Annotated in this window: 16 protein-coding genes; 7 read left to right on the forward strand and 9 right to left on the reverse strand. The window is 72.6% G+C overall.

Annotated elements, in window-relative coordinates:
- Positions 1-171 precede the first annotated feature (171 nt).
- Positions 172-1,392, reverse strand: coding sequence for an acetyl-CoA C-acetyltransferase (locus IE260_RS29490; RefSeq protein ID WP_189877335.1), 1,221 nt, complete (start codon positions 1,390-1,392; stop codon positions 172-174).
- A 185-nt stretch (positions 1,393-1,577) separates the two neighbouring features.
- Positions 1,578-2,603: an SGNH/GDSL hydrolase family protein gene (locus tag IE260_RS29495; protein ID WP_189877337.1), complete on the reverse strand. Its 1,026-nt coding sequence runs from the start codon at positions 2,601-2,603 to the stop codon at positions 1,578-1,580.
- A 160-nt stretch (positions 2,604-2,763) separates the two neighbouring features.
- Here IE260_RS29495 and IE260_RS29500 point away from each other — a divergent pair, with 160 nt between their 5' ends.
- Positions 2,764-4,161 (forward strand): cystathionine beta-synthase, encoded by a 1,398-nt coding sequence (locus tag IE260_RS29500; RefSeq protein WP_189877339.1) that lies wholly within the window; start codon positions 2,764-2,766, stop codon positions 4,159-4,161.
- A gap of 449 nt (positions 4,162-4,610) precedes the next feature.
- On the opposite strand, the gene IE260_RS29505 is transcribed toward IE260_RS29500, so the two are convergent.
- The 6 genes from IE260_RS29505 to IE260_RS29530 all read right to left on the reverse strand — a co-directional run bounded on the left by IE260_RS29505 (position 4,611) and on the right by IE260_RS29530 (position 9,777).
- Entirely contained in the window at positions 4,611-5,033 is a 423-nt protein-coding gene (locus IE260_RS29505) for a hypothetical protein (RefSeq protein WP_189877451.1), read from the reverse strand.
- Positions 5,034-5,109: 76 nt separating this feature from the next.
- Entirely contained in the window at positions 5,110-6,501 is a 1,392-nt protein-coding gene (locus IE260_RS29510) for a purine-cytosine permease family protein (RefSeq protein WP_189877341.1), read from the reverse strand.
- The gene (locus IE260_RS29515) at positions 6,502-7,434 is read right to left on the reverse strand and encodes an ABC transporter substrate-binding protein (protein ID WP_189877342.1); all 933 of its coding nucleotides are present in this window, start codon (positions 7,432-7,434) and stop codon (positions 6,502-6,504) included.
- A 9-nt stretch (positions 7,435-7,443) separates the two neighbouring features.
- The gene (locus tag IE260_RS29520; RefSeq protein WP_189877345.1) at positions 7,444-8,106 is read right to left on the reverse strand and encodes an ABC transporter permease; all 663 of its coding nucleotides are present in this window, start codon (positions 8,104-8,106) and stop codon (positions 7,444-7,446) included.
- Between the two features lies 1 nt (position 8,107).
- The gene (locus IE260_RS29525) at positions 8,108-8,749 is read right to left on the reverse strand and encodes an ABC transporter permease (protein WP_189877346.1); all 642 of its coding nucleotides are present in this window, start codon (positions 8,747-8,749) and stop codon (positions 8,108-8,110) included.
- On the reverse strand, positions 8,746-9,777 hold the full coding sequence (locus IE260_RS29530) for an ABC transporter ATP-binding protein (protein ID WP_189877348.1): 1,032 nt from the start codon (positions 9,775-9,777) through the stop codon (positions 8,746-8,748). The genes IE260_RS29525 and IE260_RS29530 overlap by 4 nt, the downstream gene beginning before the upstream one ends.
- Before the next feature lie 141 nt (positions 9,778-9,918).
- Here IE260_RS29530 and IE260_RS29535 point away from each other — a divergent pair, with 141 nt between their 5' ends.
- The 3 genes from IE260_RS29535 to IE260_RS29545 all read left to right on the forward strand — a co-directional run bounded on the left by IE260_RS29535 (position 9,919) and on the right by IE260_RS29545 (position 12,979).
- Complete coding sequence (locus IE260_RS29535) at positions 9,919-11,427, forward strand: aromatic amino acid ammonia-lyase (RefSeq protein WP_189877350.1); 1,509 nt, start codon at positions 9,919-9,921, stop codon at positions 11,425-11,427.
- Positions 11,424-12,290, forward strand: a complete 867-nt coding sequence (locus tag IE260_RS29540; protein WP_189877352.1) for a MurR/RpiR family transcriptional regulator — start codon at positions 11,424-11,426, stop codon at positions 12,288-12,290. Before IE260_RS29535 ends, IE260_RS29540 begins: the two co-directional genes overlap by 4 nt.
- 104 nt (positions 12,291-12,394) lie before the next feature.
- Positions 12,395-12,979, forward strand: coding sequence for a hypothetical protein (locus IE260_RS29545; RefSeq protein WP_189877354.1), 585 nt, complete (start codon positions 12,395-12,397; stop codon positions 12,977-12,979).
- Between the two features lie 337 nt (positions 12,980-13,316).
- Here IE260_RS29545 and IE260_RS29550 read toward each other — a convergent pair whose 3' ends face one another.
- Entirely contained in the window at positions 13,317-14,771 is a 1,455-nt protein-coding gene (locus IE260_RS29550) for a type III PLP-dependent enzyme domain-containing protein (RefSeq protein WP_373303424.1), read from the reverse strand.
- Positions 14,772-14,896: 125 nt separating this feature from the next.
- On the opposite strand from IE260_RS29550, the gene hutU reads away from it, so the two are divergent.
- Genes hutU through IE260_RS29565 form a run of 3 tightly spaced genes read left to right on the forward strand, consistent with a single transcriptional unit; the run spans position 14,897 to position 19,145 of the window.
- On the forward strand, positions 14,897-16,561 hold the full coding sequence (hutU, locus tag IE260_RS29555) for a urocanate hydratase (RefSeq protein ID WP_189877358.1): 1,665 nt from the start codon (positions 14,897-14,899) through the stop codon (positions 16,559-16,561).
- The gene (locus IE260_RS29560; RefSeq protein ID WP_189877360.1) at positions 16,558-17,775 is read left to right on the forward strand and encodes an allantoate amidohydrolase; all 1,218 of its coding nucleotides are present in this window, start codon (positions 16,558-16,560) and stop codon (positions 17,773-17,775) included. Before hutU ends, IE260_RS29560 begins: the two co-directional genes overlap by 4 nt.
- Positions 17,772-19,145 carry a formimidoylglutamate deiminase gene (locus IE260_RS29565; protein ID WP_189877362.1) on the forward strand — a complete coding sequence of 458 codons (1,374 nt, stop codon included), beginning with the start codon at positions 17,772-17,774 and terminating at the stop codon, positions 19,143-19,145. The genes IE260_RS29560 and IE260_RS29565 overlap by 4 nt, the downstream gene beginning before the upstream one ends.
- The last annotated feature ends 35 nt before the right edge of the window (positions 19,146-19,180 follow it).

Genomic DNA, 19,180 nt, shown 5'->3' on the forward strand with positions numbered 1-19,180 from the left:
CGGGTGCGACTGGCCTGACCTGCGTAAATCGTGACGCGTGAGAGGTAGGTCACATCCTGGGGGAGATTAGGTCACAAAACAGCCCAGAACCCTGGTGGGTCCAGGGTTCCGGGCCTAGGGGTCACGCAGGGTTCCGCGGGGGCTACCGACCGTCTTTCAGCAGCGGGCCGTTCAGCTCAGGCGCTCGATGACCATGGCCATGCCCTGGCCGCCGCCGACGCACATCGTCTCCAGGCCGAACTGCTTGTCGTGCCACTGCAGGGAGTTGATGAGCGTGCCGGTGATCCGGGCGCCGGTCATGCCGAAGGGGTGGCCGACGGCGATGGCGCCGCCGTTGACGTTCAGCTTCTCCAGCGGGATGCCGAGGTCGCGGTAGGAGGGGATGACCTGCGCGGCGAACGCCTCGTTGATCTCGACCAGGTCGATGTCCCCGATGGTCAGCCCGGCCCGCTTCAGGGCCTGCTGCGAGGCCTCGACCGGGCCGAGCCCCATGATCTCCGGGGAGAGGCCGGAGACGCCGGTGGAGACGATCCGGGCGAGCGGCGTGAGGCCCAGCTCGCGGGCCTTGGTGTCGCTCATGATCACGAGGGCGGCGGCGCCGTCGTTGAGCGGGCAGCAGTTGCCGGCGGTGACCAGGCCGTCGGGGCGGAAGACGGGCTTGAGGCCCTGGACGCCCTCCAGGGTGACGCCGGCGCGCGGGCCGTCGTCCTTGGAGACGACGGTGCCGTCGGGCAGGGTCACCGGGGTGATCTCGCGCTCCCAGAAGCCGTTCTTGATGGCCTCCTCGGCGAGGTTCTGCGAGCGGACGCCGAACTCGTCCATGTCCTGCCGCGTCACGCCCTTCCAGCGGGCGAGGTTCTCGGCGGTCTGGCCCATCGCGATGTAGGGGTCGGGGAGCAGGCCGTCCTCGCGCGGGTCGTGCCAGGTGGTGCCCTCCTGCTGCGCGACCTCCGCGGTGCGGGCCTCGGCGTCGGCGAACAGCGGGTTGTGCGTGTCCGGCAGGCTGTCGGAGTTGCCCTTGGCGAACCGGGAGACCATCTCGACGCCGGCCGAGATGAAGACGTCGCCCTCACCGGCCTTGATGGCGTGCAGGGCCATGCGGGAGGTCTGCAGGGACGAGGAGCAGTACCGGGTGATGGTGCAGCCCGGCAGGTGGTCCATGCCCATCTGCACGGCGACGATCCGGCCGAGGTTGTTGCCCTGTTCGCCGCCGGGCAGACCGCATCCGAGCATCAGGTCGTCGATGTCCCTGGGGTCCAGCCCGGGGACCTTGGCGAGGGCGGCCTGGATGATCGTGGCGGCCAGGTCGTCGGGGCGCAGGTCCTTCAGCGAGCCCTTGAAAGCGCGGCCGATGGGGGAGCGGGCGGCAGAGACGATCACGGCTTCGGGCATCACGGCTCCAGTCGAAAGGGGCGGCGCGGAGCGCCTCGTTGAGGGGTGGTGGTCGGGTGACGGGCGGACATACGGGGGTTGGCTGGGCTGGTTGGGAAGTTACCCCTACGTATGGGCTGGGTCACGGGTCGCGCGGTGTGACACTGGCCGCAATTTACTAAGCGCTTGCTTTCCCGGGTGCGTTCCTACGACGGCTGCGCCGAAGGCTCCGGCTCCGTCTCCGACACCCGCCGGCGCCGCCGCCGCTTGAGCAGGGCCCACGGACCCCGCGGCCCCGTCGGCATCGCCGCCGCGACCTCCGTGCCCGCCTCGGAGGCGGCCTCGGCCGCCGCCCGGGCCACCGGCAGGAAGCCCTCGCGGCGCAGGGCGTCGGGGCGCTCCTCCTCCGCCGGCCACAGGCCGAGCGCCGCGCAGACGGTGGGCAGCACCGCCATCGCGGCCGTGGCGTACCCCTCGGCCGAGGGGTGGTAGCTGTCCGGGCCGAACAGCTCCCGCGGGTTCTCGGCGAACTCCGGACCCAGCAGGTCGCCCAGCGACACCGTGCGCCCGCCCTGTTCCACGACGCCGATCGTCTGTGCCGCCGCCAGCTGCCGCGAGGCCCGCCGGGCCAGCCAGCGCAGCGGCTGCCGCACCGGCTCGATCGTGCCCAGGTCCGGGCAGGTGCCGACCACCACCTCCGCGCCGGCCGTGCGCAGCCGCCGGACCGCCCCCGCGAGGTGACGGACGGAGCGGGTGGCGGGCATGCGGTGGGTCACGTCGTTGGCGCCGATCATGATCACGCAGATGTCGGGCACCCGGTCCGGGTCCGCCAGCACCTCCGCCACCTGCCGGTCCAGGTCGTCCGAACAGGCCCCCGGGAGCGCGGCCGAGGCCAGCTGCACCGGCCGCTCCGCCACCGCCGCGAGCCCCGACGCCAGCAGCGCGCCCGGCGTCTGCCCGGCCCGGTGCACGCCCTGCCCCGCGGCCGTGGAGTCGCCCAGCATCGCCAGCCGCAGCGGCGGCTCACCGGACGTCGGCAGGGTGCTGCCGTACAGCCCCTCCGCGTTCGGCACCCGGCCGGCCGTGCTGTTGCCCACCCGGCGCCTGGCCAGCTGCACCTCGGCCAGCAGCAGACCCACCGTGGCCGCACCGGCCAGCCCGATGCCGCCACCGCCGTAGGCCGCGCCGGCCGCGATCCGCCGGGCCACCCTCGCCCTCGACATGCTCGTCATACGTCGCCGCCATCTCCTCGAACCCGTACACCCAGTGCTTGCCCCGTACGGACGGTCGCCCAATCTCAACAGGGAGTGAACGACCGTCACGGGGCATCGGCAGGCCATAGGCTGGCGGAACCAGTAGGACCACACTCTTTTGCAGCATCCGGAGACAACGGTGCATTTCCACGACTCGATGATCAGCCTCGTCGGCAACACCCCGCTGGTGAGGCTCAACAGCGTGACCAAGGGCATCAGGGCGACCGTCCTGGCCAAGGTGGAGTACTTCAACCCCGGCGGCTCCGTCAAGGACCGCATCGCCCTGCGCATGATCGAGGCCGCAGAGCAGAGCGGAGAGCTGCGGCCGGGCGGCACGATCGTCGAGCCGACCAGCGGCAACACGGGCGTGGGACTCGCGATCGTGGCCCAGCAGAAGGGCTACAAGTGCATCTTCGTCTGCCCGGACAAGGTGTCCACCGACAAGATCAACGTGCTGCGCGCCTACGGCGCCGAGGTGGTCGTGTGCCCGACGGCGGTGGCACCCGAGCACCCGGACTCCTACTACAACGTCTCCGACCGGCTGGTGCGCGAGACGCCGGGCGCCTGGAAGCCGGACCAGTACTCCAACCCGAACAACCCGCTCTCCCACTACTACTCGACCGGCCCCGAGCTGTGGGAGCAGACGGAGGGGAAGATCACCCACTTCGTCGCGGGCGTCGGCACCGGCGGCACCATCTCCGGCACCGGCCGCTACCTGAAGGAGGTCAGCGACGGCCGGGTCGAGGTCGTCGGCGCCGACCCGGAGGGCTCGGTGTACTCCGGCGGCTCCGGGCGGCCGTACCTCGTCGAGGGCGTGGGTGAGGACTTCTGGCCGACGGCGTACGACCGCGGCGTCGCCGACGAGATCGTCGCCGTGTCCGACAAGGACTCCTTCCAGATGACCCGGCGCCTCGCCAAGGAGGAGGGCCTGCTGGTGGGCGGCTCCTGCGGCATGGCCGTCGTGGCGGCGCTGCGGGTGGCCGAGCGGCTCGGCGAGGACGACGTGGTGGTCGTGCTGCTGCCGGACAGCGGACGCGGCTACCTCAGCAAGATCTTCAACGACGAGTGGATGGCCGACTACGGCTTCCTGGAGGACACCGGCCCCAGCGCCCGCGTCGGCGACGTCCTGAACGACAAGGAGGGCGGCTCCATCCCCTCCCTCGTCCACATGCACCCGGACGAGACGGTCGGCCAGGCCATCGACGTGCTGCGCGAGTACGGCGTCTCGCAGATGCCGATCGTGAAGCCGGGCGCCGGCCACCCGGACGTGATGGCCGCCGAGGTCGTCGGCTCGGTCGTGGAGCGCGAGCTGCTGGACGCCCTGTTCGCGGGGCGCGCCTCACTGGGGGATCCGCTGGAGAAGCACATGTCGGCGCCGCTGCCGCAGGTCGGCTCCGGTGAGCCGGTCGCGGACCTGATGTCCGTGCTCGGGACGTCGGACGCGGCGATCGTCCTCGTCGAGGGCAAGCCGACCGGTGTGATCGGCCGTCAGGACCTGCTGGCCTTCCTCGCCAAGGACGGCGGGAAGCAGCGGTGAACGCCGGGTGAACCGCCGGGTCCGGGCCCCGTCCGGGCGCGCCCGGCGGTCTGCGCGGACTTCGCGGAAGTGGTACGAGCGCGACACGTTCACGCAGCACACGCTTAACACGGGTTCGGCACAGTAGGGGATGTCGGCAGGGCGGGAGCGGCTCCCCGCCCCGGCCGGCACCGAACGGCGTCACGGACCTTCCGGAGCGGCTCCCGGACCTCCATGGACGCCACGGACGCACCGCCCGGCCCTGGCGCCCGGCGCCGCGTCCCTCGCGGGGACCGCCGTCGTCCCGCCCCCCGGCAACGGGGGTGCGGCGGTCCCCGCGCACGTTCTCCCCGGCCGGCGTCGAGCGCCTCTCGGCCGGCGTGCCCCGTCGTGCGGCCGCCCAGCGGTGCCGTCGGCTCGTACGGGAGCGTCGGCGGACCCGTCCGGCCCCTTCCGGCACCGCCTCCCCGTCAGTCCTTCCAGTCGCCGTCCTCGCCGGACCGGCGGCGGCCGAAGAGCCCCGGGTTGGTGCGGGCCACCTGGACGACGTTGACGCCGACGATGCCGGCCCAGGCCACCAGCAGCCCGGAGAGGTTCCCGACGCCGCCGCCGATGGCGGAGAGCGGGATCGCGAGGACGAGCGAGACGATGCCGAAGCCGAAACGCTCGCCCCAGGAGTCCGTGGGCCGCGGCGACCGGGAGTCCCGGGCCGACGCCATCTGCTGCTCGGCGAGCTGCCGGCGCACCCGGCGCTCGACCACGCCGTCGATGCGCTGGTCGACCTTCTCCAGGAACGAGTCGACCAGCGCGGAGTCGTACTCCTCGCCCAGTTCCCTGCGGGCCTGCAGGGTGGCGTCGAGTTCCTTCTTCAGGTCGGGGTCCCGCGCGTCCATTCCGGTCATGCCGTCCACGGTAGGCAGCGCGGGTGGTCGCCGCACTGGGGCTAGCCCCCCGTTCGCCCTCGGGGTGTCAGGCCACCAGCGCGTCCGTCGCCCGCTCGGGGGTGTGCGCCGTGGTGCGCCGTGCGAGGAGCCAGTACAGCAGGGCGGGTACGACGAGACCCACGATCCAGGACACGTCCGCACCGCCCAGCGGGTCGACCAGCGGGCCGGTGTAGAAGTGCGTGACCAGGAACGGCAGCTGGGCCAGCAGCCCGATCCCGTACACCACGAGCGCGTCCCAGCGCCACGCTCCGTAGCGGCCGCCCGGGTCGGAGAGCGCCGGGATGTCGTACCGCTCCTTGGAGATCAGGTAGTAGTCGACCAGGTTGATCGCCGACCACGGGGTGAAGAAGGTCAGCAGGAACAGCAGGAAGTCCTTGAACGCCGTCAGGAAGCTGTCCTTGCCGAGCAGTGCGACCGCCGTGCCCGCCACCATGATCAGCGCGATGTACGCCGTCCGGCCGCGCCGCGAGAGCACCCGTTGCCCCCGGAAGCCGCTCACGCTCGTCACCATCGACATGAAGCCGCCGTAGGTGTTGAGCACGTTGACGGTCAGCTTGCCGAGCGCGATCACGAAGTAGATGAACGACGCCACCAGGCCCGTGCCGCCGAGCGCGACGACATAGCCGACCTGGCTCGCCAGGAACCGCTCGCCCGCCGTCGCCGCGACCAGCACGCCGAAGGTCATCGACCACTGCGAGCCCAGCGCCGAACCGGACAGCGTCCACCAGAAGGTGGCCTTCGCCGACGTCGTACGGGGGAGGTAGCGGGAGTAGTCGGCCACGTACGGGCCGAACGCCAGCTGCCAGGACGCGGAGAGGGACACCGCCAGCAGGAACATGGGCAGCGAGAAGTGGGCGTCCTGCAGCAGGGTGCCGAGGTCGGCGCGGTCCAGAAGGCGGATGCCGAGGTAGACGAAGGCCAGCGCGCAGATCACGCTCGCCACCCGGCCGAGGGTGTGGATGACCCGGTAGCCGACCGTCGCCGTGATCGCCGTGACCAGCGCGAACACGACGATGCCGGTCGTGTCGTTCGTGTGGGTCAGCTCGCCGACCGCCTGCCCGGCGAGCACACTGCCGCTCGCGAAGAAACCCACGTACATGACGATCACGAGCAGGAGGGGGACCACGGCACCGCGTACGCCGAACTGGGCCCGCGACTGGATCATCTGGGGCAGACCCAGCTTCGGTCCCTGTGCCGAGTGCAGGGCCATGACCGCGCCGCCCAGCAGGTTGCCGAGCAGCAGGCCGATGACCGACCAGACGACGTCGCCGCCGAAGACGACCGCGAGCGCGCCGGTGACGACGGCCGTGATCTGGAGGTTGGCGCCGAGCCAGAGCGTGAACTGCGAGAACGCGCTGCCGTGGCGTTCGTCGTCGGGAACGACGTCGATGGAACGGAGTTCGACCAGGCCCGCCACTTACTTCACCAGCCCCTTCTGCTGCGCGTAGGCCCGGGCCACGTCTTCCGGGTCCTTCTTGTCCTTGTCCACCTGGCGGTTGAGTTCGGTGAGGTCAGCGGTCGTGAGGACGTTGCCGAGCCCGGCGAGCGCCTTGCGGACGGTGGAGTCGGCCTTGCGGTCGGCGATCAGGGGGACGACGTGCTGGCCGGGGATCAGGTTCTTCGGGTCGGTCAGGACCACCCAGCCGTTGGCCTGGATGTCGGTGTCGGTGGTGAAGAGGTTGGCCACGTCGATGTCGCCCTTCTTCAGCGCGCCCTTGACCAGCGGACCGGAGGAGTCGAGGGACTTGAACTCCTTGAACTCCACCCCGTACACGTCCTTCAGCCCGACCGCGCCGACCTGACGCGCCTTGACCTCCGCGGCGGCGCCGATGACCAGCTTGCCGTTGTGCTTCTTCAGGTCGGCGAGGGAGATCAGGCCGTACTTCTCCGCCGTCTCGCGGGTCACCGCGAAGGCGTCGGAGTCCTCGGCCAGGCCGTACGGCAGGACCTGGAGGCTGGCGGGGAGGGCCATGGCCAGGGAGTTCTGCATCTCGCCCTCCTCCGTGGCCGCCGCCTTGGGGTCGAGGTAGTGCAGCAGGGCGCCCTGGTACTCGGGCAGGAGGTCGATGTCGCCGCCCTTGAGGGCGGGGATGAGGATCTCGCGGGTGCCGAGGTTGGGGCGGACGGTCGTCTTCACGCCGACGGCGTCGAGGACGGCCGCGTACAGGTACCCGAGCACCTGGTTCTCGGTGAAGTTGGCGGTGCCGATGGTCAGGCCGCCCTTGCTGGAGCCGCCGCCGGAGGTGGTCGTGCCCTCGCCGTCGAGGGACGTGATGCCGCTGGAGCAGGCGGAGAGGGCGGGGACGGAGGCTGCGGCGAACAGTCCGCCGAGGAGAGTGCGACGGTTCATTTTCGTTCCCTAGGCGGTGCGGTGTCGGAAGAGGAAGCGCTGGAGGGCGGCGAGGGTCACGTCGAGGGCGACCGCGATCACGGCGACCAGCACGGCGCCGCCCATCACCTGCACGAGGTCGCGCTGGGCCAGGCCGTCGAAGACGTACCGGCCGAGGCCGCCGAAGGAGACGTACGCGGCGATGGTGGCCGTGGCCACCACCTGGATCAGCGCGAGACGCAGGCCCGTCATGATCAGGGGGAGGGCCAGCGGGAGCTCCACCTGGAGCAGGACCTGGTGGCCGCGCATGCCCTGTCCGCGGGCCGCGTCCTTCACGTCCGGGTCGACGGCGGTCATTCCGGCGTAGGTGTTGGTGACGAGCGCCGGGACCGCGAGGGCGACCAGCGCGACGTAGACGGGCCACATCGACAGGCCGCTGGCGAGGAAGACCAGCACGACCAGGCCGACGGTGGGCAGCGCGCGGCCGAAGGACGACAGGTTGATCGCGACGAACGCGCCTTTGCCGGTGTGGCCGATCAGCAGGCCCAGGGGGAGGCCGATCGCGGCGGCGACGAGGGTGGCGAGGAGCGAGTACTGGAGGTGTTCGGCGAGGCGGGTGGCGATGCCGTCGGGTCCGGCCCACTGCTCGCCGCTGGTCAGCCAGCCGCCGAGGTTCTTGAAGAGTTCGTACATCTCAGGCTCGCCGCCTCGTCCACGGGGTGAGTACGTACTGGACGGCGACCAGCAACGCGTCCGCCACCACGGCCAGCAGGAGGGTGAGGACCACGCCCACGATCACCGGGGTCGGGAAGTTGCGCTGGAAGCCGTCGGTGAAGAGCTGGCCGAGGCCGCCGTCGCCGATGTAGGTCGCCACGGAGACGAGGGAGATCGACATGACCGTGGCGATCCGGACGCCCGCCATGATCACGGGGAGGGCGAGCGGGAACTCGACGGTGAGCAGGGTGCGCAGCGGGCGCGTCCCCATGGCCTTCGCCGCCTCCTTGGTCCTCGTGGGGACCGAGTCGAGGCCCTCGACGGTGTTCCGGAGCAGGACGACCAGGGTGTAGATCGTCAGGCCGATGACCGTGGTGGTGCGGGTCAGGCCGGAGACCGGGAGGAGGAGCACGAAGACCGCGATCGACGGGATCGTGAACAGGACGTTCGAGAGGCCGAGCAGAAAGCCGCGCAGCGGGCGGACGCGGTGGGCGACCACCGCGAGCGGGAGCGAGATCAGCAGGCCGAGGAGAACGGCGGACAGGGCGGCCTGGAGGTGGGAGACCGTCAGGGTGGTCAGGTCGTCGGTGTGGCCGGATATCCAGGACCAGTCGATGGTCATGCGGCCACGACCTCGGTGTGCGCCCGGTTCGCGTGCTCGTGGATGTCGTCGCGGGAGGAGACCCCTGTGAGGACGCCGGCCGCGTCGACGCGGGCGATCAGGCCGGTGGGGGAGGCGACCGACTCGTTGAGCGCCGACAGCAGGGAGTCGGTGTCCTGCAGTGGTCGTACGGGGAGTTCGGCGTCCTTCGACGCCCAGTGCAGCGGCTTGCGGGCCTCGTCGAGGACGAGGGTCCAGGTGCCGCCCTCGGGGACCGCGCCCTGGGGGACGTCCGCGAGGGTCCTGAGCGAGAGCAGCTTCAGGCCGCGCTCGGCGCCGAGGAAGTCGGCCACGAAGTCGTCGGCCGGGCGGGCGAGGAGTTCGGCGGGCTCGGCGCACTGGATCAGGTGGCCGCCGGTGCGGAAGATCGCGATCCGGTCGCCGAGCCGGACCGCCTCGTCGATGTCGTGGGTGACGAAGACGATGGTCTTGCTCAACTCCTTCTGCAGCCGGAGAAGTTCGTCCTGGAGCTGGGTGCGGACCACCGGGTCGACCGCGCCGAACGGCTCGTCCATCAGCAGGACGGGCGGGTCGGCGGCGAGGGCGCGGGCGACGCCGACCCGCTGCTGCTGGCCGCCGGAGAGCTGGTGCGGGTAGCGGCGGCCGGCCTCGGGGGCGAGGCCGACGGTCTCGAGGAGTTCCGCGGCCCGGGCGCGAGCCTTGCGGCGGCCCCAGCCGAGCAGCAGCGGCACGGTGGCGATGTTGTCGAGCACCGTGCGGTGCGGGAAGAGGCCCGACTGCTGGATGACGTACCCGATGGACCGGCGCAGTTCGGCGGCGTCCTGCTCCTGGACGTCCTTGCCGCCGACCCGGATGGTGCCGGAGGTCGGCTCGACCATCCGGTTGATCATCCGCAGGGTGGTCGTCTTGCCGCAACCGGAGGATCCGACGAGGACGGTCACGCCGCCCTCCGGCAGGGCCAGGGAGAGGTCGTGGACTGCTGTCGTGCCGTTGGGGAAGAGCTTGTGGACCGCGTCGAACTGGATCATGAGATGTCCCTTGCCCGGCTGTATAACGTCATGCAGAGTTCTTGGTGTCTGAATAGCTTGTCAATGCTCCGGCGTTAATCCGCGGTTACGGATGGCCGGTGGGCAAGATCATGTGTCCGATTTGAGGAAGGTATGCACGTGATGTCGTCTCGGATCGTGGACGCCCCGGAGGGTGTGGCCCCCGGCCTCGTCGTTCTCGACGGGCGTGGGCTCGGCGTCGCGGACGCCGTCCGGCTCGCCGACGGGGCCGCGCGACCGGTGCCGGGGTCCGAGGCGATGAAGCGCGCAGAGGAGTCCTGGGATGCCGCCCGCCGGATCGCCGCCACCGGTCGCGTCTACGGCCGCTCCACCGGCGTCGGCGCCAACCGGAACGAGGACGTGCCCACCGATGCGGCCGCCGGCCATGGCCTGAGGCTGCTGCGCAGCCACGCCGGCGCCATCGGGGAGGAGCTGCCCGCCCGGCAGGTACGCGCGATGCTCGCCGTACGCGCCAACCAGCTGCTGGCCGGGGGCGCCGGGCTGCGGCCGTCCGTCGTCACCGCGCTGTGCGAGGCGCTGGAGTCCGGGGCGTACCCGGTCGTGAACGAGTTCGGGTCGGTCGGGACGGGAGACATCGCCGCGCTCGCGCAGGTCGGGCTGGCGCTCGCCGGGGAGCACCCGTGGCGGGGACCGGCCGCGCCGACGCCCCAACCCCTCGACAACAACGACGCGTTGGCCCTGATCAGCAGTAACGCCCTCACCCTCGGCCAGTCCGCGCTCGCCCTGCACGAACTGCGCGGCCTGCTCGCCGCCACCCAGGTCGTCGCCGCGCTGTCCCTGCTGGCCGTCGACGGCTCCCACGAGGCGTACGCCGCCCCCGTCCACGCGGCCCGACCGCACCGCGGCTCCGCCGAGGTCGCCCGGCGGATGCGGGAGCTGATCGGTGCCGCCGACCGGCCCACCCCACCGCTCGGCCGGATCCAGGACCCGTACGGCTTCCGCTGCCTGCCCCAGATCCACGGCCCGGCGCACGACGCCGCCGACGCCCTGGAAGAGGTCCTCGTCGTGGAGATCAACGCGGCCGCGGAGAACCCCCTGATCTCCCCCGACGACATGGCGGCCTACCACCACGGCGGCTTCTACCAGGCGCAGCTCGCCCTCGCCCTGGACCACTTCAGGCTCGCCATGACCCAGGTCGCCCGCCTGTCCACGTCACGGCTGTCGACGCTGAACGAGCCCGCCTACACCCGCCTGCGCCCCTTCCTCGCCGACCACGAGCCCGCCTCCTCCGGCGTGATGATCCTGGAGTACGCCGCCGGCGCCGCCCTCGGCGATCTGCGCGCGTTCTCCGCGCCCGCGTCGCTCGGTCACGCTGTACTCTCCCGAGGCGTCGAGGAACAGGCCAGTTTCGCCTCGCTCGCCGCACGGCAGACGCTGCGCGCGTGCGGCGCGTACCGACTCGTCGTCGGCTGCGAACTGGTGGCCGCCGTACGGGCGTTGCGGCAACGCGACCTCCGCCTGGAACCAGACCTCCCGGCGGGCCGGGCGCTGGAGCTCGCCGAGTCGGTGCTGGACGCGGACCCGGCCGACCGGCCGCTCACGCACGATGTGACGGTGGCGTCCGAACTGCTCGACCGGTTCACGGACATCTGGAAGGGGAGCACGTCATGAGCGGAACCGAAAGCCGTACCGAGGGGCGTACCGACAGCCCTGCCGCGCGGCTGCAGGCGCTCTTCGAGGGGCACCGGCTCACGCCGACCCAGCGGCGGATCGCGCACAGCATGGTGCGGCGGGCCGCCGACGTGCCGTTCCTGTCCAGCGTCGAGCTCGCCGAACTCGCCGGGGTCAGCCAGCCCTCGGTCACCCGCTTCGCGGTCGCCCTCGGCTTCGACGGCTATCCGGCCCTGCGCAGGCACCTGCGCGAGGTGGCGCCCGCCGAACAGGGCGCGGACCCGGCTTCGTGCAACGAGTACCAGCAGGCCGTCGAGGCCGAGATCGAGAACCTCAAGCACCTCGCGGAACTGCTCGCCGATCCGCGGCCGGTGCGGGAGGCGGGCCGGCTGCTGGCCGCCTCGCGTCCGCTGCCGGTGCTCGGCCTGAGGGCGGCGGCCTCCCAGGCGTACGGCTTCGCCTACTTCGCCGCCAAGGTCCATCCGGACGTCCGGCTGCTGAACGAGGGCGGCACGATGATCCACGACCGTATCGACGCCGCCGTACGGGCCGGGGCGACGGCGCTGCTCTGCTTCGCGCTGCCCCGGCATCCCCGCGAGGTCGTCGACACGCTCGCGCACGGCAAGGAGGCGGGGCTCACGGTGGTGACGGTCGCCGACTCCGCCTTCGCGCCGGTCGCCAAGGTGTCCGACCTGCTGCTGCCGGCCGCCGTCGGTACCGGGCTGGCCTTCGACACCGCCTGCGCGCCGATGCTGCTCGGCCGGGTGCTGCTGGAGGCGATGTGCGACGACCTGCCGGACGCCCAGGCCCGGCTGGAGGAGTTCGACGCGAAGGCGGCGGCGCGGGGGCTGTTCGTGGAGTGAACGCCGGTGCGCCGTTCTCAGACTCGTCTCACCTTGTCCCGTTAACGTGCCTGCCCTGACACACCTTTCAGACGCTTCGCACACCGGGGACGGGAGGCAGGAACGTGGCGCGCGGAGGACAGGGGCTGGCTCGGGTCGCCGTCGTCGTACGGGCGGGGGCGGCACCGCTGTGGTGGCTCGGCGTGTGCGCGGCGGGCATCGGCGTGCTGGTGCCGGGACTGACCGGACGCCGGATCGGCCTGTCGGCCGGGGCCGCGCTGTTCGTCGTCGCGACGGCCGTCGTGGCGTACGCGGGGCGCAGGAGGTACGCCGCCCTGGCCCGCTCGGCCGCCCGCGCGGGCAAGCACGACGTGCTCCAGGACCGCGCGGTGTCGGTGCGCACCTGGCGCCGCGGCCACCGCTGGTGGCTGTTGCTCGCCTTCCTCGCCGTGCTGGGCAGCGCCTTCGCCGTACCCGCCGCCGGTGGCCTGCTGCTGGCCGGCTGCGGCGCCGGCCTGTGGCTGAAGGCCGCCTGGATCGGCCGCCGCGAGCAGGACGGGGACGCCCTGCTGTGGGTCCGCGTGGACTGGCTCACGAAGAACGGCGGCCGCCCGGCGGGCAAGGCGGTCAGGGCCTACCGCACCACGGGCGTCGCAGCGGGCGACGCGGCCCCCGGCGGAACGAGGCGCAAGCCGTCCGCACTGGTCTGACCGGGGCGGGTGACGGCAGCGCCGGTTCGGCCGGGGCGGACGACGGCTGCGCTGGTCGGGCGGCGTCGTTCTGGTCGGATCGAGGCGGTGCGGGGTCGCCGTGCATCGATGCGGGGTGCGTCCGCGCCGGCCCGACGGAGGCGGATGACGGCTGCGCTGGTCGGGCCGGGTGGATGAGGCCGTGCTGGTCGGGCCGGGTGGATGACGGCCGCGCTGGGCTGTCGAGGCGCAAGGTCGCCGTGCCGGTTCGCCGGGGCGGAGGGGCGTTGTGCTGTTCCGGCCAGGTGGCGGGTGCCCGCGCCGGACCGACGGGCGCGGGCGGTGTCGTGCCGGCCGGTCACGAGCCGGCGCCGGCGGCGCCCTCGTGCCGGGGGGCCGGTCGCAGGGCCGTGAGATCGGATGCGTGCGGTCCTCCGGACTCCGCCACGATCTCCTCGACCGTCTGCGGCTCCCGCACGACCGCGAAGGCCAGGCCCCCCGCTCCGTCCGGGCCGAAGCCGTACACCCCGGGCCGCGCCAGCGAGTTGTACGCGTAGTGGTGGGCGAAGTAGTACGCCCCCGTGTCCAGCGCCGCCGCGTAGTCCCCCTGCTCCAGCAGCGGCAGCGACCGGCCCACCGCCAACAGGTCGCCCGCGAAGCAGGCCGGACCGGCCACGTCCTGCACCACGGCCGGCCCCTCCTTCGGCCGCCCCTTGCCGTCGTACGCGGCGATCCGCAGCGGCCACGCCCCCGGCGCGTACACCGTCCGCGTCGCGACCTGCACCCCCGCGTGCGTCACCGCGACCGCCCGGCCCCCGGCGCTCTTGGCGTACTCGACCCGCGCCACCACCGTGCCGTGCTTGGCCAGCAGTGACCGCCCGAACTCGGTGACCAGCCCGTACCGTCCGTCGAACAGCCCCGGCACCGCCTCGCGCAGCACGCGCGCGTACTCGGCGTACGTCGGTGTCGTCGCGTCCGAGGAGAAGTTCACAGGGAGCCCGCCGCCGATGTCGAGCGTGTCGACCTGCCGGCGCCCGGCACGTTCGTTGATCTCCTCGGCGAGCGTGTACGTCTCCCGCACGCCCTGGGCCATCAGCGTCAGCGGGATCCCCTGGGACCCGGTGTGCGCGTGCAGCCGGGTCAGCCACGGCCGGTCCAGATACGCCCGCACCACCCACTCCCGGGCCCCCTCGTCGCGCAGCGCCACCCCGAACTTCGACGTCGCCGTCGCCGTCGACAGCGCCTCGATGGAGCCGCCGCCGACCTGCGGGTTCACCCGGATGCCCAGGGGTGAGGAAGGGCCGCCGGAGGACTTCACCAGGGCGTCGATGCGCTCCAGCTCCTGCGGGTTGTCCGCGTTGAGGGCGATGCCCAGGGCCAGGGCCTCGCGCAGCTCGCCCGGCGTCTTGGCGGGCGAGTCCAGCACCGTCCGCTCGGGCGGCACCCCCGCCGCGCGCGCCAGCGCCAGCTCGCCCGGGCTCGCGACCTCCGCGCCGACGCCCTCCTCGTCCAGCAGCCGCAGGACGGGAACCAGCGGCGTCGCCTTCACCGCGAAGGCGTGCAGCACCGGTGTCCCGGGTGCCGTCACCGCCTCGAACGCCGCCCGCAGCGCCGCCGCGGACTCCCGGATCCCGGTGACGTCCAGCAGCCCGACGACCGGGGCGTCGGGCCCGAGGAGGCCCCCTTCCACGGCCGCCCGCACCGCCTGGTCCCGGCGCGCGGCCCGCTCCCCGTCGGTGCCGCCGAGGTCACTGCCGATACCCGTGCCGTCGCTCACTCGATCCTCCGTCCCGTCACTGTCCGCCCGACGCATCCAGCCAAACACTCGCGACGCGCCGACGCTGGCACACGGACGTATTGACTAGCTCTATTCATGAAGTCAGGATGTGAATAACCGCAGTAACAATCCGCCGGGAGCAAGCCACCAGGAGGCAGACCATGTCCGGACCCCGCCCTGTCCGAGCGCCACGCGGTACCGAGCGAAGCGCCCTGGGCTGGCAGCAGGAGGCCGCCCTGCGGATGCTGCAGAACAACCTCGACCCCGAGGTCGCCGAGCACCCCGACAAGCTCGTCGTCTACGGCGGCACCGGCAAGGCCGCCCGCGACTGGCGGTCCTTCGACGCCATGGTCCGCACGCTGAAGACCCTCAAGCAGGACGAGACGATGCTCGTCCAGTCGGGCCGCCCCGTCGGTGTCATGCAGACCCACGAGTGGGCGCCGCGCGTGCTCATCGCCAACTCCAACCTGGTCGGCGACTGGGCCAACTGGGAGGAGTTCCGCCGCCTGGAGTCCCTCGGCCTGACCATGTACGGGCAGATGACGGCCGGCTCCTGGATCTACATCGGCACCCAGGGCATCCTCCAGGGCACCTACGAGACCTTCGCCGCCGTCGCCGCGAAGAAGTTCGGCGGCACTCTCGCCGGGACCATCACCCTCACCGCCGGTCTCGGCGGAATGGGCGGTGCCCAGCCGCTCGCCGTGACGATGAACGACGGCGTCGCGATCTGCGTCGACTGCGACCCGCGGGCCATCGACCGCCGCATCGAGCACCGCTACCTCGACGTGCGCGCCGACTCCCTCGACCACGCCCTCCAGCTCGCCACCGAGGCCCGGGACGCCCGCCGCCCGCTGTCCATCGGCGTCCTCGGCAACGCGGCCGAGCTCGTCCCGCAGCTCCTCGCCATGGGCGCCCCCATCGACATCGTCACCGACCAGACCTCGGCCCACGACCCCCTGTCGTACCTCCCCGTCGGCGTCGCCTTCGAGGACATGGCCGACGCCGCCGCCAAGGACCCGGCCGGCTTCACCACGCGCGCCCGCGAGTCCATGGCCCGGCACGTCGAGGCCATGGTCGGCTTCCAGGACGCCGGTGCCGAGGTCTTCGACTACGGCAACTCCATCCGCGGCGAGGCCCAGCTCGCCGGATACGACCGGGCGTTCGCCTTCCCCGGCTTCGTCCCCGCCTACATCCGCCCCCTCTTCTGCGAGGGCAAGGGCCCCTTCCGCTGGGCCGCCCTGTCCGGCGACCCCGCCGACATCGCCAGGACCGACAAGGCGATCCTCGACCTCTTCCCCGAGAACGAGTCGCTGGCCCGCTGGATCAAGATGGCCGGCGAACGCGTCCACTTCCAGGGCCTGCCCGCCCGCATCTGCTGGCTCGGCTACGGCGAGCGCGACAAGGCCGGCGAGCGGTTCAACGACATGGTCGCGAGCGGCGAGCTGGCCGCGCCCGTCGTCATCGGCCGCGACCACCTGGACTGCGGCTCCGTCGCCTCCCCGTACCGCGAGACCGAGGCCATGCTCGACGGCTCCGACGCCATCGCCGACTGGCCGCTGCTCAACGCCATGGTCAACGTGGCCTCCGGTGCCTCCTGGGTGTCGATCCACCACGGCGGCGGCGTCGGCATGGGCCGGTCCATCCACGCCGGCCAGGTCACCGTGGCCGACGGCACCGCGCTGGCCGGGGAGAAGATCCGCCGGGTCCTCACCAACGACCCCGGCATGGGCGTCATCCGGCACGTCGACGCCGGGTACGACATCGCGGAGTCGGTCGCCGAGGACCGGGGCGTGCGGGTTCCGATGCGCGAGGGTGACGAGCGTTGAGCTTCCACAGCATGTGGGCGGAGCTGCTGCCGATCGGACGCAGCTCCGCCTCCGGCGGCTACCGCCGGTTCGCCTGGACCGGCGCCGACGCCGACTGCCGGGCCTGGTTCCGGCAGCAGGCCGAGGCGCGCGGACTGGCCCACGAGGTCGACCGCAACGGCAACCAGTGGGCCTGGCTCGGCGACCCGGCCGAGGGCAACGCCGTCGTCACCGGCTCCCACCTGGACTCCGTGCCCGACGGCGGCGCCTTCGACGGACCCCTCGGGATCGTGTCCGCCTTCGCGGCGCTGGACGAACTGCGCGCTGGGGGAGCGAGCTTCACCAGGCCGGTCGCGATCGTCAACTTCGGCGACGAGGAGGGCGCCCGGTTCGGCCTCGCCTGCGTCGGCTCCCGGCTCACCGCCGGACAGCTCACCGTCGAACAGGCCCACCGCCTGACCGACGGCGACGGCATCTCGCTCCCGCAGGCGATGGAGGCCGCCGGACACGACCCCGACGCCATCGGCCCCGACCCCGACCGGCTCGCCCGCATCGGCGCCTTCGTCGAACTCCACGTCGAGCAGGGCCGCGCCCTCGACCTCTCGGGCGACCGCATCGGCGTCGCCAGCGCCATCTGGCCGCACGGACGCTGGCGGTTCGACTTCCGCGGCGAGGCCAACCACGCCGGCACCACCCGGCTCGCCGACCGGCGCGACCCCATGCTCAGCTACGCCGAGACCGTGCTCGCCGCCCGCCGGGAGGCCGAACTCGCCGGTGCCGTCGCCACCTTCGGGAAGGTCGCCGTCGAGCCGAACGGCGTCAACGCCATCCCCTCCCTGGTGCGCGGCTGGCTCGACTCCCGCGCCGCCGACCAGGAGAGCCTGGACACCGTGGTCGGCGCGGTGCAGAAGGCGGCCCGGGACCACGCCGCCGCCCACGGCGTCGACCTGGACGTCGAACGCGAGTCCTTCACCCCCGTCGTCGAGTTCGACCACGCCCTGCGCGACGAACTCGCCCGCATCCTGGGCAGCGACACGGACCTGAAGGTGCCCGTCCTCGGAACCGGCGCCGGACACGACGCCGGGATCCTCTCCGGGCGCATCCCGACCGCCATGCTGTTCGTACGCAACCCCACCGGCGTCTCGCACTCCCCGGCCGAGTCCGCCACTGAGGACGACTGCGTGGCCGGGGTGACCGCTCTCGCCGACGTACTGGAAGGACTGGCCTGCACGTGACCACCACCGAGCGGACACGGACGTACTGGCTGGAGCACGCCTGGCTCGGCACCCACGTCGAGCCGGGTGTCGCCCTGACGGTGTCCGTCAGCGGCTCCGCCGCGGGCCGCGACGGGCGCATCACCGCCGTCCACCAGGGCACCCCCGCCCCGCCGCCCGGCGCCGAGATCCTGCGCGGACTGACGCTGCCGGGACTGGCCAACGCCCACAGCCACGCCTTCCACCGCGCCCTGCGCGGCACCGTCCAGGTCGGCTCCGGCACCTTCTGGACCTGGCGCGAGGTCATGTACTCCGTGGCCGACCGGCTGACCCCCGAGAGCTACCACGAGCTGGCCCGCGCGGTGTACGCCGAGATGGCCCTGGCCGGAATCACCGCCGTCGGCGAGTTCCACTACGTCCACCACGCCCCCGGCGGAACCCCCTACGCCGACCCCAACGTGATGGGCGAGGCCCTGATCGAGGCCGCCGCCGAGGCCGGCATCCGCATCACCCTCCTCGACACCTGCTACCTGTCCTCCGGCTTCGGCGAACCCCCGGGCGCCCACCAGCTCCGCTTCTCCGACGGGACGGCCGAGGCGTGGGCGGAACGCTGTTCAGTTCTCAAGGAACGGGATCACGCGCGGATCGGGGCCGCCGTCCACTCCGTACGGGCCGTACCCGCCGACCAGTTGGCGACCGTGGCGCGGTGGGCCGAGGAGCGGCGGGCCCCGCTGCACGTGCACCTGTCGGAGCAGACCGCCGAGAACGACGGCTGCCGCGAGGCCCACGGCCGCACCCCGGCCCGGCTGCTCGCCGACCACGGTGTCCTCGGGCCGCGCACCACCGGCGTCCACAACACGCACCTCACCGACGAGGACATCGCGCTGATCGGCGGCAGCGGCACCGGCACCTGCATGTGCCCGACCACCGAACGGGACCTCGCGGACGGCATCGGACCCGCCGCCGCCCTGCAGAGCGCCGGCTCCCCGCTCTCCCTCGGCTCCGACAGCCACGCCGTGATCGACCTGCTCGAAGAGGCCCGAGCCATGGAGCTGAACGAGCGCCTGCGCACCCGCACCCGCGGCCACTGGACGACCGCCGCCCTGCTGCGCGCCGCCACCGCCGACGGTCACGCGGCCCTCGGCTGGGACGACACGGGCACCATCGAGGCGGGAGCCCGCGCCGACTTCACGACGATCGCGCTGGACTCGGTCAGAACAGCGGGACCGCTGCCGAGACTCGGCGCCGAGACGGCCGTATTCGCCGCGACGGCGGCCGACGTGCGGCACACGATCGTGGGCGGGCGGCACGTCGTACGCGACGGGGCGCACACTCTCGTCCCCGACGTGCCGCAGGCACTCGCGCGGGCCGTGTCCGCCCTGCGCGCATGAGGACCGACGTGCAGACCGCCGAACCCCGTATCCCC

The organism is Streptomyces viridiviolaceus (assembly GCF_014650995.1).
GTDB classification, from domain to species: domain Bacteria; phylum Actinomycetota; class Actinomycetes; order Streptomycetales; family Streptomycetaceae; genus Streptomyces; species Streptomyces viridiviolaceus.